The sequence below is a fragment of the Enterobacter chinensis genome (assembly GCF_034008295.1).
Taxonomy (GTDB): Bacteria; Pseudomonadota; Gammaproteobacteria; order Enterobacterales; family Enterobacteriaceae; genus Enterobacter; species Enterobacter chinensis.
This window is the reverse complement of sequence record NZ_JARDVI010000005.1, coordinates 263,169-289,710: the sequence shown is the minus strand read 5'-3', so window position 1 is coordinate 289,710 and position 26,542 is coordinate 263,169. Positions and strand designations below refer to the sequence as shown.

Here is a 26,542-nt window from a genome sequence, read left to right as displayed (position 1 = left end):
GGTCAGACTACGGTGATGCAAAATCTATTTATTGTCGGATATTGATCGGCCCGTGGCGTACTGGCGCGGCGTGGCGGCGGTATAGCTGACGAAGGTCTTATGAAAATGGCTCTGGTCGGCAAACCCGCTCTGGTAGCCGACGTCGGCAATATCATCCCCGGCGCGCAGCCGCGCTTTGGCGAACTCCACGCGGGAGATGTTGAGGAAGCTGCCCGGCGTCAGGCCGGTGTCCTGCCTGAAGGTGCGGATCAGCGTCTCCTTGCGCAGCGAGAATCGCCGGGCGAGTTCGTCAAGCGAAGGCGGTGCGGCCAGGTCGGCAAGAAACGCCTGCTGAACCTGCTGGCTGGTTGAGCGAAGCGCCTCTGCTTTATCCGCGCAGCGGGGAAGGGCGGAAAGCAGCGTCTCCACGGACGCCGGAGACAATGTCTCGACAACGTCCAGGTAATGGGCAAATAGAGTAGGATTACGAATCACCTGTAGCGCCAGAGGAAGCTCGGTGTCGATATAGAGCATATGGTAGCTGCGCGGCTTTCCGGCGACGGGGTTGCAGCTGTGCGGCGCACAGGACGGGATCACGATGAGGTCCCCGGGGTTAAGGATGTACTCTCTGTCGTGACAGACGCAGCAGGTCTGGCCTTCCACAATCGCGCCGATGGAGAGCTGGGGATGACAGTGACGTTTGTACGCCTGCGTGCTCTGCCACGTGCTGCGCCGCTCAAGGCCTGAGGCGCGGTGAAACGTCTGGCGGATGTGTCGGGTATCGGTCATGGGCGCTCCTTCTGAAGGTTTTTTATACCACGTCAGCGAACCCTCTGGCAGCGCTTCATTAAGAACCTTCCGGATATACCCAACTTTACGCCCACAGCCAGTCATGTTGACTACCCTTAATACCCTAAGCGGTAAAACAAGGAGATTCGACATGGCTTATCAGACAGTAAATCCTGCCACTAACCAGCTCATCAAAGAATACCCCTCACATACCGACGCGGATATTGAAGCGGCGCTGAAGGCGGCCGATGCGCTCTACCATTCAGAGTGGGCGAAAGGCGACATCAGCCAGCGCCTGCCGGTGCTGCATAAGCTTGCCGACCTGATCGACGAGCGCACGGAGGAGCTGGCTAAAATCGCCAGCCAGGAGATGGGGAAGCTTATCGAACAGAGCCGCGGCGAGGTGAAGCTGTGCGCGCAAATCGCCCGCTACTATGCGGACAACGCGAAGCAGTTCCTGGCTCCGGTGAAGTACCCATCTGAACTCGGGGATGCGTGGGTGGAGCATCACCCGATCGGCGTGCTGATGGCCGTTGAGCCGTGGAACTTCCCGTATTACCAGCTGATGCGCGTTCTGGCACCGAACCTGGCGGCGGGTAACCCCGTGCTGGCTAAACATGCCAGCATCGTGCCGCACTGCGCCGAGGCTTTTGCGCATCTGGTGCGCGAGGCGGGTGCGCCGGAAGGGGCGTGGACGAACCTCTTTATTTCGTCTGAGCAGGTGGCGAACATCATCGCCGACGATCGCGTGCAAGGTGCCGCGCTGACCGGTTCCGAAAAAGCTGGCAGCGTGGTGGCCGCGCAGGCGGCGAAGCACATCAAGAAATCGACTCTTGAGCTGGGCGGGAACGACGTCTTCGTGGTGCTCGATGACGCGGACCTGGACAAAGCCGTGAAGACTGGCGTGAATGCGCGGCTCAACAACGCCGGGCAGGTCTGTACCGCGGCGAAGCGCTTTATCCTGCACGAGAAAATTGCAGATGCCTTTCTGAGCAAATTCACCGAGGCATTTAAGCAGGTGAAGATTGGCGACCCGCTGGATGAAAGCACCACGCTGGGACCACTCTCGTCTAAAGATGCCCTGGAAACGCTGACCAGACAGGTTAACGAGGCGGTGAAAAACGGTGCGACGCTGCACTATGGCGGCAAGCCGGTTCAGCGCGACGGGAGCTTCTTCGAGCCGACGATCCTGACGAATATCTCGCGCGATAACCCGGCATATTTCGAGGAGTTCTTTGGCCCGGTGGCACAGATGTACGTGGTGAAAAATGACGACGAGGCGGTCGCCCTGGCGAACGATTCCCACTATGGCCTGGGCGGCGCGGTGTTCAGCCAGGATATCGAACGCGCGAAGAAAATGGCGTCGCGGATTGAGACCGGGATGGTGTACATCAACTGGCTCACCGATACCGCACCAGAGCTGCCGTTCGGCGGCGTGAAGCGTTCCGGTTACGGACGCGAGCTGTCGGATCTGGGGATCAAAGAGTTTGTGAACCAGAAGCTGGTTGTTGTTCGCAAGTAAGAGGTAATAAAAAACCTGCCAGCCGGCAGGTTTTTTTAAGGGGTCATTGCACTTCGATCTTGTCCCAGCCGCTTTTGAACATGCAGCTGTCGACTAACGTATCACGGCGATATTCATTCGCGTCTTCAACCGTGTAGCTCGTGGAAGTGTCCTTTTTCTTTTTCGATTTGTCCGTTTTTTCCGAGCTTGAACCGGTCACCACGTTATCCGGGGGCAGATCGATCAGTGCCTGCGCTTCGCATTCCGTGAGCTTTTTATTCATTTCAACGTCGCTGACGCCCGGTTTCACCCATTTGTACTGGACGCAGCCGGTGAGCATCAGCGTGAGGCTCAGAACGCAAAGCGCGGTGATGCGGTGTTTCATCAGAAGGTGACTCCACCGCCTACATATGCGCCGTCAATCAGCGTGTGGCCAGGACGGCCGTCTTTGCCATCAACGCTCACGTGGCGGTAACCCACTTTCAGGGTCACTGGCGTAATTGGCGTCCAGCTTACGCCGCCGTTGGCTTCAACGTAGTTTTTCACGCTGTTGTTCAGGCCTTCAGGTGCCACATAGCCTTCACCATACACGTGGATGCTGTCGGTCAGCGCAACGTTTACGCCGCCACCGATCGGGAACGCCACACCGTTATCGCCTTTTTTCGGGCCGAGGTAGATTGCCTTCGCGCCCGCATTCAGCATCACCGGACCCACTTCCAGGTTGTAGCCTGCGCCAACGCCGCCGGTCTGGGTACCATCTTCGGTGTTTTTGAGCCAGTTACTTTCGACATACAGACCGGATGAGGATTTCCCCATTTCCAGATTAAGGTTAGTAAAGTTCTTACCCTGCTCAACGGTGCCGCCCATTGCCAGTGCGGAACCCGATACGGCAGCCAGAGCAGAAAGAAGAAGGATATTCAGTTTTTTCATGTTTTATGCCTCGTCATTAAATTCATCTGGGCGCACCTTAACAAGCGATGTTTATGACTGCAAATGTGATAGCTATCGCGCTTTTATACTGATTTTGTTAATTTCTTTACTTTGAAATGTTGCGATGATGTTTTGTTGTAGAGGCGTCAACCGATAATTTTTTTGCCGTTTAGGAACGGTTTGGTTTTTTGACTAAACATAAACTGAACGAGGTGGGGATAGTGATTTGACATGAATTAATTGGGTTTCTAATAATTTCCAAAAATGTTTCATGTGTCATACAAAAAAATAAATTATTACATTTTGGTCGATAAACATACGTTCGATCGCCCAAGTGGTTGTCCATTCCATGTCATTTTTCTGACACGTTTATTCTTTACGTTGTTGGCTTCACTTACTGGATGCTAACAATATGAAAAGAAAAATTATTCCTGTGCTCGTCGGTTGTGCGCTCTCTTTCTCTGGCCTGGCGGCACAGCCCACGGCTGAACGCTATGTCGTCAGCTTTCCCGAAGGCTCGCATGTGAGCTACAGCGGCGCATTTGCCGATGCGTTCCCCCATGGACTCCCTGTCGGCATTGGCTCTGGCCTGCTGTTTACGGGCAAGCAGGGCGATGCCCTGACCTTTGCCACCGTGACCGATCGCGGTCCGAACGCGGACGCGCCAAAAAGCGGGAAAAAAGAAGCCAAAATTTTTGTCACGCCGGATTTCGCGCCGCTGCTGATGACCATTCGCGTCGAGAACGGCAAAGCAGAAGCAACGGATGCCCGCCCGCTGCATGACGATAAAGGCGAGATTAACGGTCTGCCGCTGCAAAGCGGCGTGATTGGCTCCACCAATGAAGTGGCATTCAGCGATACGTTGAAGACGTTGAAGGGTGACAACCGCGGGCTGGACACGGAAGGCATTACGCCGGACGGCAAAGGCGGATACTGGCTGTGCGATGAGTATGGCCCGTTCCTGATTAACGTCGACAGCAAAGGGAAGATCCTGGCGATCCACGGGCCGCAGGCGGCCGAAGGGGAGAAATCTATCGCGGGCGGTCTGCCAAACATCATCAAATGGCGCCAGGCGAACCGGGGTTTTGAAGGCCTGACCCGGATGCCGGACGGGCGTATTATCGCCGCCGTACAAAGTACGCTGGATATCGACGGTAAGAGCAAAAAACAGGCGCTGTTTACGCGCCTGGTGAGCTTTGACCCGGCGACCGGGAAAACTGCGATGTACGGTTACCCAATCGACAGCGCGGCCTACAGCAAAAACAGCGACGCCAAAATCGGCGACATTGTGGCGCTCGATGACCAGCACATCCTGCTGATTGAGCAGGGCAGCGATAAAAACGACGGGATGCGCAACCTTATCTATAAGGTGGATCTCAGCAAGGCGAGCGACCTGACCGCCTTCGACAAGCCGGGCGAGTACCCGGAGTTTGATGATGAGAAAATCCTGGCGCAGCGCGGCATTACCCTTGCGGCTAAAACCCAGGTCGTCGATTTGCGTGCCCTTGGCTGGCAGCAGGAAAAGGCCGAAGGGCTGGCGCTGATCGACAGCAAACGGCTTGCGGTGGCGAACGATAACGACTTTGGCGTGAAGGTGGCGATGCAACATCCGGTCGAGGGCAAGAAGCTCAAGGATTATCGGGTGAACGCGGAAGGCACGCTGACGCTGGATGATAAGCCGGTTGAAACCACGCTCAGCGTGAAGCCGCTGAAGAAGCCGGAGTCGGACAGCGAGCTGTGGATTGTGACGCTGCCGGAGGCGGTGAAATAAGTATCCCCACGAAATAATGCCTGCACAGACGGCTCCCTCTCCCTTGAGGGAGAGGGCTGGGGTGAGGGGGAACATACGGCTGTGGTGGTCATTCCGTTCACTTTATGTTCCTTGCTACTCTGTAACGACATGACCGGTGAACGTGCCAGGGTGGCTCAATCGCCACCACCCTGGTGACCCGGGCTCCCGGCGGTAAATCGCCGCTTCGCGGTTCCCTCAGCTTATTCCTTCAGGCTATCGGGTCGGGCATGAGCCTGCATCCCTGCAGGCCACGCCCTCTCGGCGCATCCCTGCGCCTCGCCCCGGCCTTACGGAAACGCCTCGGCGATTTACAGCCGGACCAGGACATCGCTGTAATTTATTCATTTTCCTGATACAAAACTCATCGCTTCAGGTTAATAAATTACTGGGCAGAGGAAATGCATAGCGGTTATTTCTTCAGACCTGCAAACGCCGCCCGAATCTCCTCTTCCGGCAGCTGTATGCCAATGAACACCATCACGCTGTGCGGCGGTTCATCGCCCCACGGTCTGTCCCAGTCGGCGCTGTACAGGCGCTGCACGCCCTGGAACAGCAGGCGGTTCGGCTCGCCGCCAATCCACAGCATCCCCTTGTAGCGCAGCAGCTTGTCGGCAAACGACAGCAGCAGGTTCTCCATGACGCGGGACACGTCGCTGATGTCCACCGGGTAGTCCAGCTCCACCACAATCGACGCCACGTCGTTTTGCTTATCCCCCATAAAGTGGAAGCGCGGCTTCGCGGTGACGTTCTCTTCCAGCATAAAGCCGTTGGTGTTGAACAGCTGAGACAGGTCTATATCGCCGTGGGTCACCGTGTAAATCGGCGCGCGGGAGTTAATGCGGGTCAGACGCTCGCGCAGCTTTTCGCTGTCACCTGCCACGTCGGTTTTGGTCAGCAGGATGCGGTCGGCGTAGCCCACCTGAGACTGGGCGATAGTGAACTGGTTCATCTGCTCGTCGGCGTGGACCGCATCGACGAGGGCAATGACGCCGTCCAGCAGGTAGCGCTGGCAAAGAATATCGTGCGAGAAAAAGGTCTGAATAATCGGGCCGGGGTCAGCCATGCCGGTGCACTCGATTACCAGACGGTCGAAATCAATGTCACCGCGATCGCGGCTGTCGAGCAGGTCCAGCAGGGCGTCTTCGAGCTCGTTAGAGCGGGTACAGCAGATGCAGCCGTTGGTCAGGGTTTTGATCTGCGTGGCGCGATCGCCAATCAGCTGGTCGTCAACGGAGACTTCGCCGAACTCGTTTTCTATGACGGCGATTTTGAAGCCGTGCTGCTCGTTCAGAATGTGGCGCAGCAGGGTGGTTTTACCGGCGCCGAGGAAACCGGTCAGCAGGGTAACGGCAATCGGGGTCATGGTCTCTCCTTTAGCAGCAGCGGACGCCGCCTTCTCCACTTCCGCCGTAGCGCGCTTCCTGGCGCTCGCGGAAGAATTCGGTGTAGGTCATGTACGGCTTATCCGGATGGTTGGTCTTCATATGCTCAACGTAGTTGTCATAGTCCGGAATGCCAATCAGCATTTTTGCCGCCTGACCGAGGTATTTTTTTGCTTCGCCTAAGTTACCAAACATAACGGATCCTGATAAGAAAAAGCCCGGCGATGTGAGTCCGCTGGGCTTGTGTTCCCCTCACCCCAGCCCTCTCCCAAAGGGAGAGGGGGAGGATTGCGGATTAATGGTGCGAAGAGGTCTTCACGCCGCCTTCCGGCACGGGTACGTACGGGGTTTCTTTATCCGTACGGCCCTCGGCGTTACGCACGTTCATCCAGGTTTTGATGCCGTAGAAGATGATGCTGTACACCACCACCAGGAACAGAATGCTCAGACCCGCGTTGGTGTAGTTGTTCACCACGATATGGTTCATGTTGGCAATCTGCTGCGCGGTCAGATCCGCGCCGCCTGCGGCAATCTTCTCTTTGTACTGGTTAGCCATGAAGAAGAAGCCTTCCAGCTGCGGGTTGGCGCTGAACAGCTTCAGGCCAAGCGCCCAGGTGGTGCAGAGCAGCAGCCACAGCGCAGGTACCACGGTGACCCAGATGTATTTGGTGCGCTTCATCTTCACCAGCACGACGGTGCCGAGCACCAGCGCAACCGCTGCGAGCATCTGGTTAGAGATACCGAACAGTGGCCACAGGCTCTTCACGCCGCCGAGTGGGTCGACAACGCCCTGATACAGCAGGTAGCCCCACAGGCCTACGCAGCCCGCGGTGCCCAGTACGCCCGCCACCAGAGAGTCGGTTTTCTTCAGGAACGGCACGAAGTTACCGAGCAGGTCCTGGAGCATGAAGCGGCCCGCACGGGTACCGGCGTCCAGCGCGGTGAGGATGAACAGCGCTTCGAACAGAATACCGAAGTGGTACCAGAAGCCCATGTCCGCCCATGGCAGCACTTTGTGGAACACGTGTGCGATACCCACGGCCAGCGTCGGTGCGCCACCGGCGCGGTTCAGCACGGACGGTTCGCCGATGTCTTTCGCGGTCTGCATGATCTGCTCTGGCGAAATCACAAAGCCCCAGGAGCTGACGGTCGCCGCAGCGTGTGCGCTCGCGTCTTTCAGCTGCGCCATGATCAGCGCCGCGTTGTCGCCGCCCATCTCGTGCAGGTTTGGCATGGTAATGCCGAGGCCAGCAGGCGGGGTGTTCATCGCGAAGTAGAGACCCGGTTCGATGATAGACGCAGCAACCAGCGCCATGATCGCCACGAAGGATTCCATCAGCATGGCACCGTAGCCGATCAGACGCGCGTCTTTCTCGTTCGCCAGCAGCTTAGGCGTGGTACCGGAGGCAATCAGGGCGTGGAAGCCGGAGACCGCACCGCAGGCGATGGTGATGAACAGGAACGGGAACAGGGCACCTTTCCACAGTGGACCGGTACCGTCGATGTACTGGGTCACTGCCGGCATTTTCAGATCCGGGTTAATCACCAGGATGCCGATCGCCAGACCGACGATAACGCCGATTTTGAGGAAGGTTGCCAGGTAGTCACGCGGGGCCAGAATCAGCCAGACCGGCAGCAGCGCGGAGATAAACGCGTAGCCGATCAGCGCGAAGGTGATGGTGGTGTCCTTGAAGGTCAGCGCCGGGCCCCAGTACGGGTCGTGCGCAATCACTCCGCCGAAGTAGATGGAGGCAACCAGCAGCACGATACCAATCACCGACACTTCGCCCACGCGGCCCGGACGCAGGAAGCGCATGTAGATACCCATGAACAGCGCAATCGGCACGGTAGAGCAGACGGTGAAGACACCCCACGGACTTTCCGCCAGCGCTTTCACTACGATCAGCGCCAGCACCGCGAGGATGATGATCATGATCAGGAAGCAGCCGAACAGGGCGATGGTTCCCGGCACGCGGCCCATCTCTTCTTTAACCATCTCACCCAGAGACGCGCCGTTACGGCGAGAAGAGATAAACAGCACCATAAAGTCCTGCACCGCACCCGCCAGCACCACGCCAGCAAGAAGCCACAGGGTACCCGGCAGGTAGCCCATCTGCGCGGCCAGCACCGGGCCGACCAGCGGGCCTGCCCCGGCGATAGCGGCGAAGTGGTGGCCAAACAGCACGTAGCGGTTGGTTGGCACGTAGTTCAGGCCGTCATTGTTAATGACAGCCGGGGTGGCACGCGTCGGGTCGAGCTTCATGACCTTCTGCGCGATGTACAAGCTGTAGTAGCGATAAGCAACAAGATAGACGGAAACGGACGCGACCACGATCCACAGGGCGCTTACGTGTTCGCCCCGGCGTAATGCGACAACCGCCAGACAAAAAGCGCCGAGGATCCCGAGTAAGGCCCAGGGCACGTGCTTCAGTAGTTTTTTAGTATCCATAGTAAGACCTGGTTTTTTATGTAAAGAAAAAAGGGTCAGGGTTCGTTGTGAGGAGGTATTGATTAATGCTGAGGCGATCTTGCCAGATCGTCGCGCGTGTAAAGGACGGTAAATGAATGAGTGGTTGAAAGTGCCAGGTGAGCGGTCAAAGGGGGCGACGAGCGGTTCCGGCTCGCCGCCAGGGGGCGAAATTATGTGATTGAGATCACTTGATTATTCGGGTCTTGCTCCACGGCCAGATAGCTCTCCAGCGTCCTGATGAGCTTCTCCTTCAGCCAGCTCGGTTCCAGAATCTGAATATGGGGCAGCCAGTAGAACAGCAGCGGCAGGATCTGGTTCTCGTGTGCCGCCTGGCAGCGCAGCGTGACGCCGCCCTGCTGCTCCTCCAGCAGCTCCTGTTCCGGCAGAAGATCGCGACGCAGGAAGTAATGTGAAATATTATCTTTGATGAATATTTTCACTGCGAAAGTATCTTCTGATACCCAAGGGTCGAGGCTTTTTTCCAGCAGCTCAAGGACATTTTCTTCCGGGGTGAATGTCGTTTTCTGAATATCAAACCAGGTAATCTGGCTCAACGAGAAGGATTTCAGATGGCTATTTTCGGTGGCTTGTAAATACCATATATTTTTTTTGTTAATGAGTTTATAGGGATTAATCAGACGGGTTTTACCCTTATAAACAATCTGGCAAACATTATGGTTTTTAATCGAACTCTCGATTTTCGTTAAATGACGACGAATATCGCGTTGTACCGTGTGTTCGGCTTCATTCGCAAGAATAAGAATATGGTTCTCGTCAACGCGCGTTTCCAGCTTTTGCCAGAATTCCGTATTCCTGTCAGGGAAAAAACTATCAGCATTCAGAAAGTTAGCAAGGGTATGGTGTAAGCCTTGTCCGCCAGGCGATTGTGCGGAATGGATCAGCCGATATAGCCCGTTACCGGTATGTTCAACAATGGGAGAAAGGGCATTTAAATCCCGGTAGACGGTACGCTCGGTAATTTTAAATTTTTCCATTAACGCACTGCGGTTTACCACACCGTTTAAATGGAGCTCAAGGAGAATATCGACCAGACGTTCAGCCGAGCGGCTCCGCGTCGTTTTAGCCATAAGGTCATCCTGTATATTTAGGTATGCGCTGAATGATGCGGGTGCACTGACACGTGGTGTCAGTATTCAGGCACAGAAAATTTCTCTTATGGTTATATAACGGCGTGATTTAGCGGAAACCTTAGGAGTTTTTGTAGAAAGCGGCGCTGGCCGGGAAAAAGGCCAGCGCGAGGGGGAATTACACGGCCACTTCCGTCTCCAGCATGACCGGGTGGAAACGGCGTTTGAAGTAGATCAGGCCGTGTCCTGCTTCACTGAGAATGATGTTTTTAATTTCAACAAGATAAACAAGATGCGTGCCGATGGTTTGTACCTGGCTAATCTCCCCTTCAAGGCTGGCCAGCGCGCCCTTGAGCACCGGTTGCGCGAGCGGGCCTTTCTGCCAGCAGGAGAGGGCAAAGCGCTCCTCCATCGTCATACCGGTCATCCCGGCGAAATGGCGAGCCATGATCTCCTGCTCGTGGTTCAGCACGTTAACGCACAGCCTGCCGTTGCCCTGGAATACCGGGTTCATGGCGCTGTTGGCGTTGATGCACACCATGACCGACGGCGGGGTGTCCGTGACCGAACAGACGGCAGTGGCGGTAATGCCGCAGCGGCCCGCTTCGCCCTCGGTGGTGACAATATTGACCGCGGCCGACAGGCTGGCCATCGCGTCGCGAAAACGCAGGCGTTGTTCTGATTGCATGAAAACCTCCCGCTGCATTATTTCAGCAGCTGATCCAGCATGTTGATATCGCTGTTGTTGTGCAGGTGCGGCACCGTCCAGCCGTGTTGGTCGTATTCGGACATACAGCGGTCGACCATCGCCATCATCTTGTCCATATTGCCCGAGCTCTGCGCCTGGCGCAGACACTGCAGGCGGATTTCATCCTGGCTGCCGGAGTAGTTGATCTCGTACAGCTCGTGACGGCCGCCAAACTCGCTGCCGATGGCATCCCACATCAGCTTCAAAATCTTGATGCGTTCGACGTGATCCATACCGTTGGAGCCGCGCACGTATTTCGCCAGATACTGGTCGATCTGCGGGTTGTTCAGATCCCGGGCGCTGGATGGGAGGTAGATCAGACCGGACGTCACGTTACGCTCAATGATGTTCTTGATCTTGGCGTAGGCCATTGGCGCCATCACGCGGTAGGTTTGCAGCGCGGCGTGATCCGGCAGATACGCCCCGTTGACCCACGGGGTGGCTTCGGAGCACATGGAGTCGCTCAGCGCCCAGAACATATTGCGCCAGGCCACCACTTCGCCGAGATCCGCCTGCACGCCGCGGAACTCCAGGGTACCGGTGCACTCCAGGGATTTCTTCAGCAGGGCGGTGATGAAGTCGAGTTTAACCGCCAGACGCACGCAAGCCTGCAGCGGGTACATCCGCGCAAAGCCACCCTCCATCGTCCAGCGACGGCAGCGGTCGAAATCGCGGTAGATCAGCACGTTTTCCCACGGGATCAGCACATGATCCATCACCAGGATCGCATCGTTCTCATCAAAGCGGCTGGAGAGCGGGTAGTCATACGGGGAGCCGGTTGCGCCGGCCACCATCTCGTAAGAGGCGCGGGAGATTAGCTTCACGCCCTCGGCATCCATCGGCGCAACGAACATCAGCGCGAAGTCCGGGTTTTCGCCCATCACCTGCGCGGAGCCAAAGCCGATCATGTTGTAGTGGGTCAGCGCCGAGTTGGTGGCCACCACTTTCGCACCGCTGACGATGATCCCGGCGTCGGTCTCTTTCTCCAGCTTGATGTAGACGTCCTTCACCTCGTCCGCCGGTTTGTGACGGTCGATGGGTGGGTTAACGATGGCGTGGTTGAAGTACAGGCCGGTTTCCTGAATGCGGGTGTACCAGTTGCGGGCGTTCTGCTCGAACTGGCCGTAGAAGGCCGGATTAGCCCCGAGCGCGCAGCCGAAAGCGGCTTTGTAGTCCGGCGTGCGGCCCATCCAGCCGTAGCTCAGGCGCGACCACTCGGCGATAGCGTCGCGCTGCTGGCGCAGGTCGTCGGCACTTTTCGCCACGCGGAAAAACTTATGGGTGTAGCCGCCGCTGCCGGTGTCGGTGCCCCAGCACAGCGTGTCCTGCATGTCCGGTTTGTGCAGCGCGTCGTACATCTGCGCGATGGAGGCCGCCGCATTGCGAAACGCCGGATGGGTGGTGACGTCTTTGACGCGTTCGCCGTAGATATAAATCTCACGACCGTCCTGCAGGCTTTTTAAATACTCTTCACCGGTTAACGGGCGTTTGGCATCAGTGCGGAAATCTTCAGGCTTCATAGGGACCTCGTATCGGAATTTGGTTGTTAAATTTATGTTTTGTTTTTGTTGTTTAATTGAAGCCTGAGAGGGGCGGAACGTGAAGGGACGTTTGGGACAACGGCGGGTACTTTTCGGGTGGGTGTGGGTTTTGTGATCTGTGCGGGGGATTGATTCCCCCTCCAGATGACTTTCCTAGGCTGGGGCGTGTTGCTGTTGGGTGATGGTTGCAATGCGGGAGATAGGGAATCCTGTGGCTGAGGCAACAGCCGCAACGCGCTTAAACGACGGATTACCATTTGGCGAAAGTGATTTATAAAGTGACTCACGGCTAATACCGGCGCGCTTCGCAATGGCCGTCATGCCACCGGTGGCTTCAATAACATGCCGCAGTGCGAGAATGAACGCCTCGTAGCCGCCAGCTTCATCAATCTCAAGAAAGGCCTGGTGAAGATAAATCGGAGCAAATGCCGGATCATCCTTAAGGAGTTTTACCATCGCATCATCATGAAGCACTGACTTTGCCATCATTCTTACCTCTCATTTCTGTTCTTAAAGTCGTTAAGGTACTCAACGGCCTTATCAATATCAGCGTCTTGCTTCTTTTTCGTTCCACCGAGCAGTAGCAGACTGATTGCTCCATCACAAGGATCGGTGACTTCGCTGAAATAGACGCGGTAGCCTGGCCCCTGATCTATTTTCAGCTCTGACACGCTTTCCCGGCAGGGTTTACAATCCCCATAATTCCCTGTTGCCATTCGGGCAATACGCGTGGCGATCATGGCTTTCGCTATCGGGTCTTTTACGCTGCGCAAATAGTCGTCGAATGGGTCGTGCCCATCGGCGGTTAAATAGTGTTTAACCTTTTTCATTATTGTAGCCCATAGTTTACGATGTGCAATGGGCCGTCAGCTTAGGGGAAAATATTACGAATAAAAACCCGACGAGACGGGTTCTGGAAGCATGCTCGCAAAGCGTGAACTCACCTGATGAACCTCAGGAAACCGGTACTTTTTGCGCCCGGTACGCGCTGGGCGAGCACCCCACTAAGCGGTTAAAAAACCGCGCAAAATAGGCCGGATCCTTAAACCCCAGCTGCCAGGCAATCTCGCTGACCGTGCTGTCGGAGAAGAGCAGCAGCCGCCTGGCTTCGCGCAGCTGGCGGTCGAAGATCAGCCGTTTCGGCGGGCGGTTGGCGAAGCGGCGGCAGATATCGGTCAGTCGGGATTCGGTCAGGTGCAGCTCGCTGGCGTATTCCGGTACCGTCCAGTGCTGGTGGTAGTGCGCATCAATCAGCTGAGTAAAGCGCTGGAACAGCTTCAGCTCGCCGCGCATACCGCCTGAAGCGTGGTCGTCGAGCTTCGCGTTGCGAAGCAGCAGGGTGAAAACCGCCTGGGCCAGCAGGACCAGAGTATGCTCGCGACCGGGCAGCTGCTCCGTGGACTCCCGGGCAATCAGCTGCCAGTAGTGTTTTAGCGCTGCCAGCTCGTCCGGCTTATCCGCCAGAGACAGACAGATCCCCGGCAGGCCAAACGCCTCCCGCGTGCCGGGGTAGAGTACTTCCAGCAGCGGCCAGATCAGATCCTCGCGCACCGTCAGGACGTGACCGTCGCTGTCGGATTCGGTGATAAACGCGTGCGGCACCGACGGCGGCGTGAGAACGAACAGCGGGGCCTGCACCGAGTAGCGGTGATCGTCGAGCTGGAGTTCAATCTGCCCGGTATCGAGAAAGTGCATCTGAAAGTACTGGTCGTGACGGTGCGCCTGCATGTCGCGGCCAAAAAAGGCCGCCATGCGCGCGAACGACTGGTAGTGCACATCGTCGGTGCCCAGACTTTCGTCGTACTCCTTGCTGATATCGATATTGGTAATTGGGCTCTGGCACATACCCGCTCCCTAGTGGATCTTCTGCGCCGCGATACCCGGCTCGCGTTCCAGGCTTTCGCGCTGCGTCATTGGGATGCGCGTCAGCACCAGCGCGCCGACCACCAGCAGCCCGGCGACAAACCACAGCCCCGAGCTGAAGCTGCCGGTGGCGTCGCGCAGAATACCGATCAGCAGCGGGCTGACGGCAGATCCGACGTTGCCAATGGCGTTGATCACCGCCAGCGCCACGGCGCGCGACTGCAGGCTAATGACCCGATCCGGCGTGGTCCAGAATATCGCCATGGCGGTAAACGATCCGGTTGAGGCCATGATGATGCCAAGCAGCTGGATCAGGCTGTGATCGGTGGCTGAGGCCAGCATCCATCCCGCCGCGGCGAACAGGTACGGCAGGATGGTGTGCTTTTTTCGCTCTTTCAGCCTGTCGGAGCGGCGGCTCCACCAGATCATCCCGAGGATGGTACAAAACTGTGGGATCGCCGCCAGCAGGCCGATGACGATATTGCTGCTCCCCGTGTTGAAGCTTTGCAGGATCTGCGGCGTCCAGATGTTGATCGCGCTCAGCGTGTTGGTCAGGCAGAAGTAGGCCAGCGTGTAGAGCAGCACCGCCGGGGTCAGCACTTCGCGCAGCGTGGATTTCGGCGTGACGGGCCGGGCAATCGCGACCTCCTGCTCGCGGGCGATCATCGTTTTCAGCGCCTGCTTTTCGTCATCATCCAGCCAGGTGGCCTGATCTGGCGTGTCGTTGAGGTAAAACCAGGTCACCACGCCGAGCACTACGGACGGCAGCCCTTCCAGCAGGAAAAGCCACTGCCAGCCCTTCAGGTTCCACAGCCCGTCCATCGCCAGAATGTAGCCGGAGAGGATCGAGCCGAGCATCATGGTCACCGGCATCGCAATCATAAACAGCGCGTTGGCGCGGGCGCGGTGATACGCCGGGAACCACCAGGTGAGGTAGACCAAAATCCCCGGCAGGAAGCCGGCTTCGGCAATGCCTACCAGCATGCGTAAAACATACAGCGTGTGCGGACTGGTGGCGAACATGGTGCAGGTGGAGGCGATGCCCCACACCACCATGATCCCGGCGATCCAGCGCCGCGCGCCGATCTTCGCCAGCATGATGTTGCTCGGGATCCCGCACAGCACGTAGGTGACGTAAAACAGCGTCGCGGCCAGGCCAAACATGGTGGACGTGAGGCCCAGATCTTTGCCCATCGTCAGCCCGGCAAAGCCGATATTGATGCGATCGAGAAACGAAAAGACAAACAGAATAAAGAGAAACACGATCAGGCGCCGGAACAGTTTGTTAATGACGCGATGTTCAACAGCTTTATTATCATGGGTTTGCAGGGGAGAGGTCGTCATGGTGCGCTCCAGATCTTACGTTTAGTAGACGGATTTATTGTTATTAACTGACGTAACCGGTTTTTCGATAAAGCGTGCCGCCAGCGCTTCCGCGCCGCGGGCGAGCAGGGTGGTGTCAACGCCGACGGCAACAAACAGCGCACCGAGGTCGAGATAGCGTTTTGCCAGCGCCTCGTTGGCCATCAGGATGCCGGGGGCTTTACCGGTGGCGCGTATCTGCGCGATCGCCTGTTCGATGGCTGCCTGGACTTCCGGGTGTTGCGGATTGCCGGCAAAGCCCATGTCGGCGCTCAGATCCGCCGGGCCGATAAACACGCCGTCGACGCCGTCCACGTCCAGGATCTGCGGCAGGTTTTTCAGCGCCTCGCGGGTTTCGATTTGCACCAGCACGCACATGGCGTCGTTAGCCTGCTGCAGGTAATCCGGAATACGGTTCCAGCGCGAGGCGCGCGCGAGGGCGCTGCCCACCCCGCGAATGCCTGCGGGCGGGTAGCGGGTAGAACGTACCGCCAGACGGGCTTCATCGGCGTTTTGCACCATCGGTACCAGCAGAGTTTGTGCCCCGACGTCCAGCAGCTGTTTGATCTGCACCGGATCGTTCCACGACGGGCGGACCACCGGCTGGCTCGGATAAGGGGCGATGGCCTGCAGCTGGGTTAAAACGGTCTGCACGCTGTTCGGCGCGTGCTCGCCGTCGATCAGCAGCCAGTCGAAGCCTGCCCCGGCCAGCAGCTCCGCGCTGTAGCTGCTGGTCAGCCCCAGCCATAAGCCAATTTGCGGGCGGCCTGCCTGCAGCGCCGCTTTGAATGCGTTTTGCATGGTCCTCTCCTAAACAAAGCGGCAGCTGATGGAGCCCATGTTGCCGTAGTCCACGTGGAAGGTGTCGCCTCTGCTGGCGGGCACCGGGCGGGTAAACGAGCCGCCGAGGATGATCTGGCCGGGCTCAAGCTGCACGTCGTACGGGGCCAGTTTGTTCGCCAGCCACGCCACGCCGTTGGCCGGGTGGTTAAGCACGCCCGCAGCGACGCCGGTCTCTTCAATAACGCCGTTGCGGTAGAGCAGGGCAGAGATCCAGCGCAGATCCAGCTCGTCGGGCTTAATCGGGCGGCCGCCGAGGATCACGCCCGCGTTGGCGGCGTTATCGGAGATGGTGTCGAAGACCTTGCGCGGGCGCTGGGTCTCCGGGTCGACGTTGTGGCAGCGGGCGTCGATCAGCTCCAGCGCGGGGATCACGTAATCCGTGGCGTTGTAGACGTCGAAGATCGTGCAGTTCGGGCCGCGCAGCGGTTTTGCCAGCACGAACGCCAGCTCCACCTCGATGCGCGGGACGATAAACCGATCGACGGGGATGTCGCTGCCGTCGTGGAAGAACATGTCGTCCAGCAGCGCGCCGTAGTCCGGTTCGCTGATCTGCGAGCTGGCCTGCATCGCTTTGGAGGTGAGGCCGATCTTGTGGCCTTTCAGCACGCGACCTTCGGCGATTTTCAGGCTGACCCATTCGCGTTGAACGGCGTAGGCGTCGTCAATGGTGATCGTCGGGTAGTCGAGGGAGATCTGGCGGATCTGCTCCCGGGACTGCTCCGCCTGATGCAGACGATGGGCGATCAGGGTATGGGTGTGTTTATCGAGCATGGCGATATCCTGTTTTTGCCGGGTGGCGCTGCGCTTACCCGGCCTACGGTTTGGTGCTGCTGTTGCCGGGTGGCGCTTCGCTTACCCGGCCTACGTTCGGGGTCGTTGTAGGCCCGGTAAGCGAAGCGCCACCGGGCGAGCAGACGGCTACGTAAACAACGCGTGCACATTGTTTTGTTTGTAATTGAGCGTCGGGTGCAACTCATCGAGCTCAAACGACAGCGCCAGATAGCGGCTCGCCATCAGTTCCGCGAAGTGTGTTTTGATCAGCGCAAACAGCATTTCACCGACCTCTTCCCGGCTCTCCAGGCTGCGCCCGGAACCAATCTTCAGCGTCATATGGACAAAGGCGTAATCGTGCCTGCCGTCGGCCATCTGCCAGGTATCCAGCCAGTGGGCGCGGCTGCGGATGCCGCCGAGCGGGAAGATGCCCGTGGCGGCCAGCGCCTCGTTCACTTTGGCGAACAGCCCCGGCAGGTCGGCCTGCTCGCGGATGTTGTCGGTGCATTCAGCAATAAAGTGCGGCATGGTGGCTCCTTACGCGGGCAGGGGGAAAACGGCGTTGACCTGGCCGGTGCCGGAGCTGGCGAACAGCTCGGTGAGAAACTCCACCTTACCGTGGTATTTGTCCCAGCCGAGCATGCCCAGCAGCATCACCGTGTCGTGCATGTTGCCCTCGCCGTAGCAGTAGTCGGCGTACTCCGGCAGCATGCTGCAGAATTCTTTGAACTGGCCCTCGCGCCACAGCTTCACCACGCGCTCGTCCATCTGGCGGTCGAACTCGCGGGTGTAGCTGTTCATCCCTTCTTCGGCGCGCTGGTCATCGATAAAGCGGTGCGACAGCGAGCCGCTGGCAAGCACCGCCACGGTGCCGTCGTATTTTTCGATGGCGCTTACGATGGCCTCACCCAGCCGGCGGCTGTCGGCGAAGTCGTGAACCGTGCAGAACGCCGAGATGGAGACCACCTTGAAGTGTTTATCCGCGTTCATGTAGCGCATCGGCACCAGCGTGCCGTACTCCAGCTTAAGGCTCGGAATGTTGTGCGCTTTGGCGCGCACGCCGAGCTTGACCGCTTCGTCGGCAATCAGCTGGCCGAGCGCCGGGTTGCCGTCGTAGTCGTAGGTCATGTCGCGGATAAAGTGCGGCAGCTCGTTGCTGGTGTAGACGCCCGCAAAATGGTCCGCACAGTTGATGTGGTACGCGCTGTTCACCAGCCAGTGGGTGTCGAACACGATGATGGTGTCCACGCCCAGCTCGCGGCAGCGCTTGCTGATCTCTTTATGTCCGTCGATAGCCGACTGGCGGCAGCCGTGGTTTTTGCCCGGCAGCTCAGAGAGATACATCGACGGCACGTGGGTGATTTTTGCCGCTAACGCTAATTTACCCATGATCAGATCCCCCACTTTGGAATCGGATGGTCGCCCATGGAGATGCAGACGTTCTTCATCTCCGCGAACACTTCGAAGCTGTACTCGCCGCCCTCGCGCCCGGTGCCGGAGGCCTTCACGCCGCCAAACGGCTGACGCAGGTCGCGCACGTTCTGGGTGTTCACGAACACCATGCCGGCTTCGATATTGCGCGCCAGACGCAGCACCTTGCTGACGTCCTGGGTCCAGATGTACGACGCCAGGCCGTACTCCACGTCGTTGGCCAGGCGCAGGCCTTCCGCTTCGTCCTTAAACGGCAGCAGGCAGGCCACCGGCCCAAAGATCTCCTCCTGCGCCACGCGCATGCGGTTGTCGACGTTCGCCAGCACGGTCGGGCGCAGGAAGTTGCCGCCCTTCAGGTGCGCGGGCAGGTCGGTTGGTTTGTCCGGGCCGCCCGCCAGCAGGGTTGCACCCTCTTCAATGCCGAGGCGGATATAGCCGGAGACTTTCTCCCAGTGCTGTTGGCTGATGAGCGCGCCAATCTGAGTGTTCGGATCGGTCGGGTCGCCTACGCGCAGGCGGTTGGCGCGCTCGGCAAAGCGTTTAACGAATTCCGGGTAGATGCTCTGCTGGATGAAGATGCGCGAGCCGGCGGTGCAGCGCTCGCCGTTGATGGAGAAGATGGTAAACAGGGCAGCGTCCAGGGCGCGCTCGATGTCGGCATCTTCAAAAATCAGCACCGGGGATTTGCCGCCCAGCTCCATGGAGTACTTCTTCAGCCCGGCGTTTTTCATGATGTTGCGCCCGGTGGCGGTGCCGCCGGTGAAGGAGACGGCGCGCACGTCGTGATGGCGCACCAGCGCGTCGCCCGCCGTCGCGCCGTAGCCCTGCACCACGTTCAGCACGCCCGCCGGAATGCCCGCCTCCAGCGCCAGCTCGCCCAGGCGGTCGGCGGTGAGCGGGGAGAGTTCAGACATCTTCAGCACCGCGGTATTGCCTAAGGCCAGGCACGGCGCGACCTTCCAGGTGGCGGTCATAAACGGCACGTTCCACGGCGACACCAGCGCGCAGACGCCCACCGGCTGCACCAGGGTGTAGTTCAGCATCTTGTCGTCGACCGGGTAGGTTTTGCCGTTCATCTGCTGGCACACCTCGGCGAAGAACTCGAAGTTGTGCGAGGCGCGCGGGATCAGGACGTTTTTGGTCTGGTGGATCGGCAGGCCGGTGTCGGCGGTTTCCATGGCGGCGATCTCCGGGACGTTCTGGTCGATCAGATCCCCCAGGCGACGCATCAGGCGCGCGCGTTCCTTCATCGGCAGGTTAGCCCATTTCGGGAACGCCTCTTTTGCTGCCGCCACGGCTTGATGGATTTCGGCTTCACCGCCGGAGGCCACCTCCGCCAGCACCTCGCCGGAGGCCGGGTTGGTGGTGTGGAAGTAGTCGCTTCCCGCGACGTTCTTACCGTTGATCCAGTGGTTAATTTTTTTCATTTTGCAGTCCCCTCGCTGACAATTCGGTTCACCAGGCGGCCCACGCCTTCCACTTCCACGACCACTTCATCGCCCGGCACCACGTCGGACAGCCCTTTCGGCGTGCCGGTGGCAATCATGTCGCCCGGCTGCAGGGTCATAAAATCGCTCAGGTACGCAATCAGGAACGGGATGCTGAAAATCAGGTCCGCCGTGGTCCCTTCCTGGCGCAGCTCGCCGTTCACGAAGGTGCGCAGGGCTAAGTTGTGCGGGTCGGGAATGGCCGCTTTCGGCACGATGTTCGGGGAAATGGGCGTCAGCCCGTCGCGGCTTTTCACCCGCAGGTTCGGGCGGTAGTAGTTTTCGAGATAGTCGCGGATGGCGTAGTCGTTGCAGACCGTATAGCCCGCAACGTAGTCCATCGCGTCGGCTTCACTCACCTTGCGCGCGGTTTTACCGATGACTACCACCAGCTCCGCCTCGTAGTGCATGTACTCAACGTTGTTCGGGCGTACCGAGGTCTGGTTGTCGCCGTTAAAGGTGTTTGGCGCTTTGATGAACACCAGCGGCTCGGTCGGCGGCTTGAAGTCCAGCTCGCTGGCGTGATCGGCGTAGTTCAGGCCGAGGGCAAACAGCGTGGGGTGCGGATGCGCGCCGTGAGCGATGGCTACGTCGCGCTCATCCACCACCGGGTTTTCCAGCGGCGGAAAACCTTCCGCCAGAACGCGCACGCGATCCCCTGGCTGAAGGGGAACGCGCGAATGCGGAGTACCGATCAGAATGGCATCGCCAGGATTGAGGGTGGCGAACTCGCTCAGGGCGCTCAGCAGTTCGGCGGCGCTGCGCTGCAGTTCGGCGGTATTCCAGTGGTCCGCTTCGCGACCGTTGATCTCGGTGATGATGGTCAGGTTATCCACGTTGTCCACGGCGGCCAGCTCGCCAAGCGGGCAAAACCCGTCCCGGCACTTGGCCTTGATGGCCGGGCGGTAGAAGCTCTCTTCCGGCAGGCTCACCTCGTTGGCCAGCGCATATCCCGCGATGTACTCTGCGGCGTCCTCCACGCGCACCCTGCTGGCGGTTTTGCCCACGATCAGCGCGACCGTCGCGCCGCTTAACACCGTTTCTCCCTGCGGGAACGGAATCGGCTCGCCGGCACGAATCACGGTGTTATGCGGTTTTATGAACCACACCGCCGTTTTCGGCGGGGTGTTATAGGGGGCTTTTTCGAATGCCTCACGCCAGGCTTCACGCTGGCTTTGATGATTCAGCGCCACGGCAAAAACAGTACCTTTCATTCACATACTCCTCACCCCGGCGGTCCGGGTTGTGATTTCGTTAATATGTTAATGATCTGGTTTTATGCTTTTGCTGTTTATTTCGCAATCAGAAGTGAAAAATTTGTGATATGAATAACAATAAATTTACATATTGGTTTTTATTGATATATAAATCATTGTGTTAATAAAATTGACTGGTTTCTGTTAGACTTTTTGGCAGAAAAGCTATTGTTTATAAAAACATCTTTTAGTGATTGTTTACCTGTTAATGACTGGCTGGGAGAGGCTATGCATGACTCATTAACCATTGCGCTGTTGCAGGCGCGGGAAGCGGCGATGTCGTACTTCCGACCGATTGTGAAGCGACATAACCTGACCGAGCAGCAGTGGCGGATTGTGCGCGTGCTGGCTGAACATCCGTCGATGGATTTTCACGATCTGGCGTTTCGCACCTGTATCCTGCGCCCGAGCCTGACGGGCATTCTGACGCGGATGGAGCGCGACGGTCTGGTGCTGCGCCTGAAGCCCATGAATGACCAGCGCAAGCTGTACGTGTCGCTGACCAAAGAGGGCAACGCGCTGTATGAGCACGCCCAGGCGCAGGTGGAAGAGGCGTATCAGCAGATTGAGGCGGAATATACGCCGGAGAAGATGAAACAGCTGACCGGGCTGCTGGAAGAGTTTATTGAACTCGGAAACCGGCATAACGCAGCGCGGGAAGGAGAGTAAAAACCACAAATTCCAGGATGATTTTCGTAAAGTTTTCCATTTCCAGGCCGAAAATTCTGTTATCTGTCTGATGGAAAGAGAAAACATGTTAAACCGTATCAAGATTGTCACCAGCTTAATGCTGGTTTTAGCGATATTTGGCCTTTTACAACTCACATCCGGTGGTCTTTTCTTTAATGCCCTTAAGAATGACAAAGAGAATTTCACCGTCCTGCAAACCATTCGCCAGCAACAGTCCACGCTGAACGCCAGCTGGGTAGCCTTGCTGCAAACCCGTAATACCCTGAACCGTGCGGGTATCCGTTACATGATGGATCAGAGCAATATCGGCAGCGGCGCGACCGTTAACGATTTGATGCAAATTGCGTCTACATCTCTGAAACAGGCGGAAAAAAACTGGGCTGCCTACGAGGCCCTGCCGCGCGATCCGCGTCAAAACGACGCTGAAGCGATGGAGATCAAACGTAACTATGATATTTACCACGGTGCGCTGGCGGAGCTGATTCAGCTGCTGGGTGCAGGCAAAATCAACGCCTTCTTCGACCAACCGACCCAGAGTTATCAGGATGGTTTTGAGAAGCAGTATGTGAGCTACCTGCAGCAGAACGACAAGCTGTACCAGATGGCGGTCGAAGATAGCAACAGCTCCTTCAGCCAGGCTATCTGGGTGCTGATCAGCGTTCTGATTGCGGTGCTGGTGGTGATCGTGGCCGTCTGGCTGAACATCAAGCAGACGCTGATTTCTCCGCTGAATCGTCTGATCGACAACATTCGCCATATCGCCAGCGGCGACCTGGTGAAGCGTATTGAGGTTCAGGGCACCAACGAGATGGGTGAACTGGCCGACTCGCTGCGTCATATGCAGGGCGAGCTGGTGCGTACCGTTGGCGACGTGCGTAACGGCGCGAATGCTATCTACAGCGGCGCGAGCGAAATAGCGATGGGCAATAACGACCTCTCTTCCCGTACCGAGCAGCAGGCCGCTTCTCTGGAAGAGACCGCTGCCAGCATGGAGCAGCTGACGGCGACCGTTAAGCAGAACGCCGAAAACGCCCGTCAGGCGAGCCATCTTGCGCTGAGCGCCTCTGAAACTGCGCAGAAAGGCGGCAAAGTGGTGGATAACGTGGTGCAGACCATGCGTGATATCGCGGGCAGTTCGCAGAAAATTGCCGACATTATTAGCGTGATCGACGGTATTGCTTTCCAGACCAACATCCTGGCACTGAACGCGGCGGTAGAAGCGGCACGTGCGGGCGAGCAGGGCCGTGGTTTTGCGGTGGTGGCAGGTGAAGTCCGTAACCTGGCGCAGCGCAGCGCCCAGGCTGCACGTGAGATCAAGAGCCTGATTGAAGACTCTGTGGGCCGCGTGGAAGTGGGTTCAACGCTGGTTGAAAGTGCCGGTGAAACCATGGGTGAGATCGTTAATGCGGTCACCCGCGTAACGGACATCATGGGTGAAATCGCCTCTGCGTCTGACGAGCAGAGCCGCGGTATCGACCAGGTGGGTCTGGCGGTGGCTGAGATGGATCGCGTGACTCAGCAGAACGCCTCGCTGGTTGAAGAGTCTGCTGCGGCAGCGGCCGCGCTGGAAGAGCAGGCGAGCCGCCTGACTCAGGCCGTGGCGGTGTTCCGCATTCAGCAGGAGCAGATGAAAGCGCGCGAGTTCGCTGCGGCTAAAGCGGTTTCCACGCCGGTGATGGCGCGTAAAACGGCGACTGCTGATTCAGGCGATAACTGGGAAACGTTCTAATCCTGCGTGTTGTGCCGGGTGGCGGCTTCGCCTTACCCGGCCTACGGTTCGGGGAATCAACTAAGGGGCAGGCGCATGGCGCAGCGCGTTTCATACGCTAAGCCGTGCGCTGTCTCTTCTTCTCTTTTCTGACGCAGTTCAGGCGTGAGTACAGTGACGTATTCAAACCCCAACCGCGCATAGAACGGCGCATTCCATGGAACGTCCCGGAACGTCGTCAACGTTAGCGACGCCAGCCCTGTTTTACGGGCATGGTCAGCCGCACAGGCGATGAGCTGCCGGCCAATCCCTTTTCCCTGCCAGTCCAGATCAACCGAGAGCTCAACAATAAACAGCGACGAAGTATGCGCTTCTGTGAGGATAAACCCCACGGGGCTGTCGTTCGCCAGTGCCAGCCAGCTTAGCCCGCGTTCGACATACCCGAGGTGCTGTTCAGCGGAAATCACCTCGCCCTCGGCAAGCCAGGCGAGTGCCGGGTCGTCACGAAAACGTCCGGCCGCCGCGCGTTCAATGGCGGGCAGGGCGGTAACGTCATCGGCGCGTGTAGGGCGAACGGTGAGGTTAAGAGCGACCATCAGCCAGCGTTACTCACAATTTTAATTTCGACCATGCCAATCCCGATCTCGCGCGGTGAGTGTCCAAGGATATTCCCTTCATTCGTCGACTGCGGAGCTGGCGGCACAATCACCAGCGTATTGCTGCGCGATGGGTTCTCAAAATGCAGCGTGTGCGTGGACACATCGTTTCCAAGCGTCAGGGTCTGCTCCCGATCGCCCACGCGGACCGGCACGGGCTTATTGGCATTGGGCCCGTACGCTCTGGCCGTGATCACGAGGTCAAATTGTTCAGGCAGGGGATGGGCGTATTCAATTTTTACCTCGTTGCCCAGCTGCGCGTTCGACCAGCGCCCCCAGGACTCCGGACGCGAGATGCCGCTAAACTGTTTCACCTCTTCCGGCGCGCCGGCGACGTTAAAGATAAAGCTGTCCGCCTTATAGCGAATATCGTTATCGACGATTTTCAGCATGTCGATGTTGTGCTGATAGCGTGCGGTATCAATCACCGTGTCTTTAAACGCGGTTTTGCCTTTCCACTGGGCTTTATCCACGTGCTGCACGGTTTGCTCGCCGCCAAGCTGGCCCTGAGAGACGCACCAGTCGGTAGAGAGCGCCAGCGGCTGCGACCAGAGCTGGCCCATTTTGTAGCACCTGTCCACCCAGACGAAGTTGTCGCGGGGGGCAAAATCGGCCAGCTGATAGCGCAGCGGCGCGGAATACTCGCTTTCCGGCAGCGGCTCGACGCGACCTTCCGACACGCGCAACAGCAGCGGCAGACGGAAGTTGCTGCCCGAGAAGGCAATGGTGTTTTTATCCCGATCGATGGTGAAGTCTTTCATCTCTTTCGGGAAATTCCACAGGCGAATGATGTCGGGTTTCCAGGCGAGGATTTTTTCCTTCATGTTAAGGAACACTTCCGACAGGGATTGCCCCGATAGCGTGCTGCGGCCAAGACCAATAAAGTTGTCGCCGCCCAGAATGTCCAGCACGGTTGCGCCGTTATCCATGGAGTTGCGTTTGGTGGCGATTATCTCCTGCTGCGGCTGGTCGCCGCGCAGGACGAAAAACAGGTTGCTGCGATCCTGCTTGTTGAGCTGATCCCATGCGCTGTTTTTCATCGCCAGATGGTCAGACGAGACGACGATGACGGTGTTTTTAAACCAGGGCGAGGTTTTGATTTTCTCGACCAGCGCGGCGATGTGCTCCTGGCTACAGGTCACGGCGCTGAAAGATTTGTTGTTTTTGCCATCGACGTCATAGCGTTTGCGCTTACAGGTGCGCGAGACGAACCCGTCCGGATGATGCGTGTCCACCGTCAGCGCAAAGAGCGAGAAGCGTTTGCCGGCGCGGGAGAGTTCCTCAAATTTTTTCCAGGTCTCCTCCAGCACCGTATCGTCATAGAAGCCCCAGTCGTTGCGGTAGCTCGGATCGGCAACCGTCGTTTTTAACTCTTCTGAGCCATACAGGTGGTCAAAACCGTGGGATTTCAGGAACACGTCTTTTCCGGCGAAGCGCAGGTTTGCCCCCTGCATAAAATAGTTTTCATAGCCGGAGTTTTTCAGGATATCGCCAAGGCAGACGTTCTGTGGGAAGAACGTCGACATTGAAGCTGAGGCGTTACCTTCAAAAGGCGCGAACAGCGGGATGCCGCACTGGGAAGCAACCATCCCGGCGATGGTGTAATCCGTACCCGGCAGCTGCATGGTGTGGCTGAAATCGAGACCTTCATTTTTGAGTGCGCCCAGGTCTGGCGTCAGGTCTGGAAAAGCGTCGTTATCAAAGTACGTGCGCTCCAGACTTTCACCGTAGATATAGACCAGATTGAGCTTCGGGTTGGCGATCGTTTTCGACGGTTCTTTGTAGTAGGCCGCGAAATCCGGATCGCCGTCGCGCGACTGGGATTTCACCAGTTCGGTGATCTGGTGGAACGCCGGGCTGGCGTCGACGGAGGCCAGCGCCAGAAATAACGCCAGCAGGCTGTAGCCATGATGGTGCGGATGATGGCGACGTCGACGCAAGACCCACGCCAGCGCGCCAAAAATCGTCACCAGCGCAACGACGATGCCCAGCCCCGGAAGAATGTACTTGCCCACACCCGCGCCCGTCAGGCTGTTCGTCAGGGTGTAGAGCACCGCATCGTTAATGCCGTCACCGGTAAAGTAATCGCTGGCGTATAAGGTAATGTTTAAAATAATAAAAATGCCGAGCACCACCAGCGTGGCGATAAACCACCAGGTGTTACGGCCAGCTTTGCAGGCATAGACGCCGACAGAAGCCAGAAAAAGGATAAGGGACATTAGTTCTGACAACAGCATATCCTCATGACGCCAGGT

At 57.9% G+C, this 26,542-nt stretch carries 25 protein-coding genes; 4 read left to right on the top strand and 21 right to left on the bottom strand.

The window, feature by feature from the left end; genetic code table 11:
• Positions 1-24 precede the first annotated feature (24 nt).
• Complete coding sequence (locus PYW49_RS16470; RefSeq protein ID WP_320386976.1) at positions 25-768, bottom strand: AraC family transcriptional regulator; 744 nt, start codon at positions 766-768, stop codon at positions 25-27.
• 151 nt (positions 769-919) lie between these two features.
• Here PYW49_RS16470 and PYW49_RS16465 point away from each other — a divergent pair, with 151 nt between their 5' ends.
• Positions 920-2,290, top strand: a complete 1,371-nt coding sequence (locus tag PYW49_RS16465) for an NAD-dependent succinate-semialdehyde dehydrogenase (protein WP_320386975.1) — start codon at positions 920-922, stop codon at positions 2,288-2,290.
• A gap of 43 nt (positions 2,291-2,333) precedes the next feature.
• Here PYW49_RS16465 and PYW49_RS16460 read toward each other — a convergent pair whose 3' ends face one another.
• Together PYW49_RS16460 and PYW49_RS16455 are read right to left on the bottom strand one after the other, a co-directional pair.
• A complete protein-coding gene (locus PYW49_RS16460) occupies positions 2,334-2,654 on the bottom strand; it encodes a hypothetical protein (protein ID WP_320386974.1) in 321 nt (106 codons plus the stop codon).
• Positions 2,654-3,199 (bottom strand): YfaZ family outer membrane protein, encoded by a 546-nt coding sequence (locus tag PYW49_RS16455; protein ID WP_134349551.1) that lies wholly within the window; start codon positions 3,197-3,199, stop codon positions 2,654-2,656. The genes PYW49_RS16460 and PYW49_RS16455 overlap by 1 nt, the downstream gene beginning before the upstream one ends.
• 412 nt (positions 3,200-3,611) lie before the next feature.
• Here PYW49_RS16455 and PYW49_RS16450 point away from each other — a divergent pair, with 412 nt between their 5' ends.
• Entirely contained in the window at positions 3,612-4,970 is a 1,359-nt protein-coding gene (locus tag PYW49_RS16450) for an esterase-like activity of phytase family protein (protein ID WP_320386973.1), read from the top strand.
• Between the two features lie 430 nt (positions 4,971-5,400).
• Here the strand turns inward: PYW49_RS16450 and yjiA are convergent, their stop codons facing one another.
• From yjiA to hpaG, 16 genes are all read right to left on the bottom strand, one after another.
• Positions 5,401-6,354 (bottom strand): GTPase, encoded by a 954-nt coding sequence (gene yjiA, locus PYW49_RS16445; RefSeq protein WP_134349553.1) that lies wholly within the window; start codon positions 6,352-6,354, stop codon positions 5,401-5,403.
• Between the two features lie 10 nt (positions 6,355-6,364).
• The gene (locus tag PYW49_RS16440; protein ID WP_003856610.1) at positions 6,365-6,568 is read right to left on the bottom strand and encodes a YbdD/YjiX family protein; all 204 of its coding nucleotides are present in this window, start codon (positions 6,566-6,568) and stop codon (positions 6,365-6,367) included.
• A gap of 100 nt (positions 6,569-6,668) precedes the next feature.
• Positions 6,669-8,822, bottom strand: coding sequence for a carbon starvation CstA family protein (locus PYW49_RS16435; protein ID WP_134349554.1), 2,154 nt, complete (start codon positions 8,820-8,822; stop codon positions 6,669-6,671).
• A gap of 191 nt (positions 8,823-9,013) precedes the next feature.
• Positions 9,014-9,931, bottom strand: coding sequence for a helix-turn-helix transcriptional regulator (locus PYW49_RS16430; RefSeq protein ID WP_134349555.1), 918 nt, complete (start codon positions 9,929-9,931; stop codon positions 9,014-9,016).
• A gap of 178 nt (positions 9,932-10,109) precedes the next feature.
• On the bottom strand, positions 10,110-10,619 hold the full coding sequence (locus tag PYW49_RS16425) for a 4-hydroxyphenylacetate 3-monooxygenase reductase subunit (RefSeq protein ID WP_320386972.1): 510 nt from the start codon (positions 10,617-10,619) through the stop codon (positions 10,110-10,112).
• Between the two features lie 17 nt (positions 10,620-10,636).
• Entirely contained in the window at positions 10,637-12,199 is a 1,563-nt protein-coding gene (gene hpaB, locus PYW49_RS16420; RefSeq protein WP_134349557.1) for a 4-hydroxyphenylacetate 3-monooxygenase, oxygenase component, read from the bottom strand.
• 174 nt (positions 12,200-12,373) lie between these two features.
• Complete coding sequence (locus tag PYW49_RS16415; RefSeq protein ID WP_320387072.1) at positions 12,374-12,706, bottom strand: addiction module antidote protein; 333 nt, start codon at positions 12,704-12,706, stop codon at positions 12,374-12,376.
• 5 nt (positions 12,707-12,711) lie between these two features.
• Positions 12,712-13,050 (bottom strand): type II toxin-antitoxin system RelE/ParE family toxin, encoded by a 339-nt coding sequence (locus PYW49_RS16410; protein WP_134349558.1) that lies wholly within the window; start codon positions 13,048-13,050, stop codon positions 12,712-12,714.
• Positions 13,051-13,174: 124 nt separating this feature from the next.
• Positions 13,175-14,065 carry a 4-hydroxyphenylacetate catabolism regulatory protein HpaA gene (gene hpaA, locus PYW49_RS16405; RefSeq protein ID WP_134349559.1) on the bottom strand — a complete coding sequence of 297 codons (891 nt, stop codon included), beginning with the start codon at positions 14,063-14,065 and terminating at the stop codon, positions 13,175-13,177.
• Positions 14,066-14,074: 9 nt separating this feature from the next.
• Complete coding sequence (gene hpaX, locus PYW49_RS16400; protein WP_320386971.1) at positions 14,075-15,427, bottom strand: 4-hydroxyphenylacetate permease; 1,353 nt, start codon at positions 15,425-15,427, stop codon at positions 14,075-14,077.
• 21 nt (positions 15,428-15,448) lie between these two features.
• On the bottom strand, positions 15,449-16,246 hold the full coding sequence (gene hpaI / locus PYW49_RS16395; protein ID WP_320386970.1) for a 4-hydroxy-2-oxoheptanedioate aldolase: 798 nt from the start codon (positions 16,244-16,246) through the stop codon (positions 15,449-15,451).
• A 9-nt stretch (positions 16,247-16,255) separates the two neighbouring features.
• Positions 16,256-17,059, bottom strand: a complete 804-nt coding sequence (hpaH, locus tag PYW49_RS16390) for a 2-oxo-hept-4-ene-1,7-dioate hydratase (RefSeq protein WP_039262280.1) — start codon at positions 17,057-17,059, stop codon at positions 16,256-16,258.
• 147 nt (positions 17,060-17,206) lie between these two features.
• Complete coding sequence (locus PYW49_RS16385) at positions 17,207-17,587, bottom strand: 5-carboxymethyl-2-hydroxymuconate Delta-isomerase (RefSeq protein ID WP_320386969.1); 381 nt, start codon at positions 17,585-17,587, stop codon at positions 17,207-17,209.
• A gap of 9 nt (positions 17,588-17,596) precedes the next feature.
• Entirely contained in the window at positions 17,597-18,448 is an 852-nt protein-coding gene (hpaD, locus tag PYW49_RS16380; protein ID WP_320386968.1) for a 3,4-dihydroxyphenylacetate 2,3-dioxygenase, read from the bottom strand.
• A 2-nt stretch (positions 18,449-18,450) separates the two neighbouring features.
• On the bottom strand, positions 18,451-19,917 hold the full coding sequence (gene hpaE, locus PYW49_RS16375) for a 5-carboxymethyl-2-hydroxymuconate semialdehyde dehydrogenase (protein WP_320386967.1): 1,467 nt from the start codon (positions 19,915-19,917) through the stop codon (positions 18,451-18,453).
• The gene (gene hpaG, locus PYW49_RS16370; protein WP_320386966.1) at positions 19,914-21,191 is read right to left on the bottom strand and encodes a 4-hydroxyphenylacetate degradation bifunctional isomerase/decarboxylase; all 1,278 of its coding nucleotides are present in this window, start codon (positions 21,189-21,191) and stop codon (positions 19,914-19,916) included. The genes hpaE and hpaG overlap by 4 nt, the downstream gene beginning before the upstream one ends.
• 270 nt (positions 21,192-21,461) lie before the next feature.
• Here hpaG and hpaR point away from each other — a divergent pair, with 270 nt between their 5' ends.
• Positions 21,462-21,902 (top strand): homoprotocatechuate degradation operon regulator HpaR, encoded by a 441-nt coding sequence (hpaR, locus tag PYW49_RS16365; protein ID WP_134349568.1) that lies wholly within the window; start codon positions 21,462-21,464, stop codon positions 21,900-21,902.
• An 85-nt stretch (positions 21,903-21,987) separates the two neighbouring features.
• Positions 21,988-23,652 (top strand): methyl-accepting chemotaxis protein, encoded by a 1,665-nt coding sequence (gene tsr, locus PYW49_RS16360; protein ID WP_134349569.1) that lies wholly within the window; start codon positions 21,988-21,990, stop codon positions 23,650-23,652.
• Positions 23,653-23,708: 56 nt separating this feature from the next.
• On the opposite strand, the gene PYW49_RS16355 is transcribed toward tsr, so the two are convergent.
• Complete coding sequence (locus PYW49_RS16355) at positions 23,709-24,227, bottom strand: GNAT family N-acetyltransferase (protein ID WP_134349570.1); 519 nt, start codon at positions 24,225-24,227, stop codon at positions 23,709-23,711.
• The gene (opgB, locus tag PYW49_RS16350) at positions 24,227-26,518 is read right to left on the bottom strand and encodes a phosphatidylglycerol--membrane-oligosaccharide glycerophosphotransferase (RefSeq protein WP_134349571.1); all 2,292 of its coding nucleotides are present in this window, start codon (positions 26,516-26,518) and stop codon (positions 24,227-24,229) included. The genes PYW49_RS16355 and opgB overlap by 1 nt, the downstream gene beginning before the upstream one ends.
• Positions 26,519-26,542: the final 24 nt, after the last annotated feature.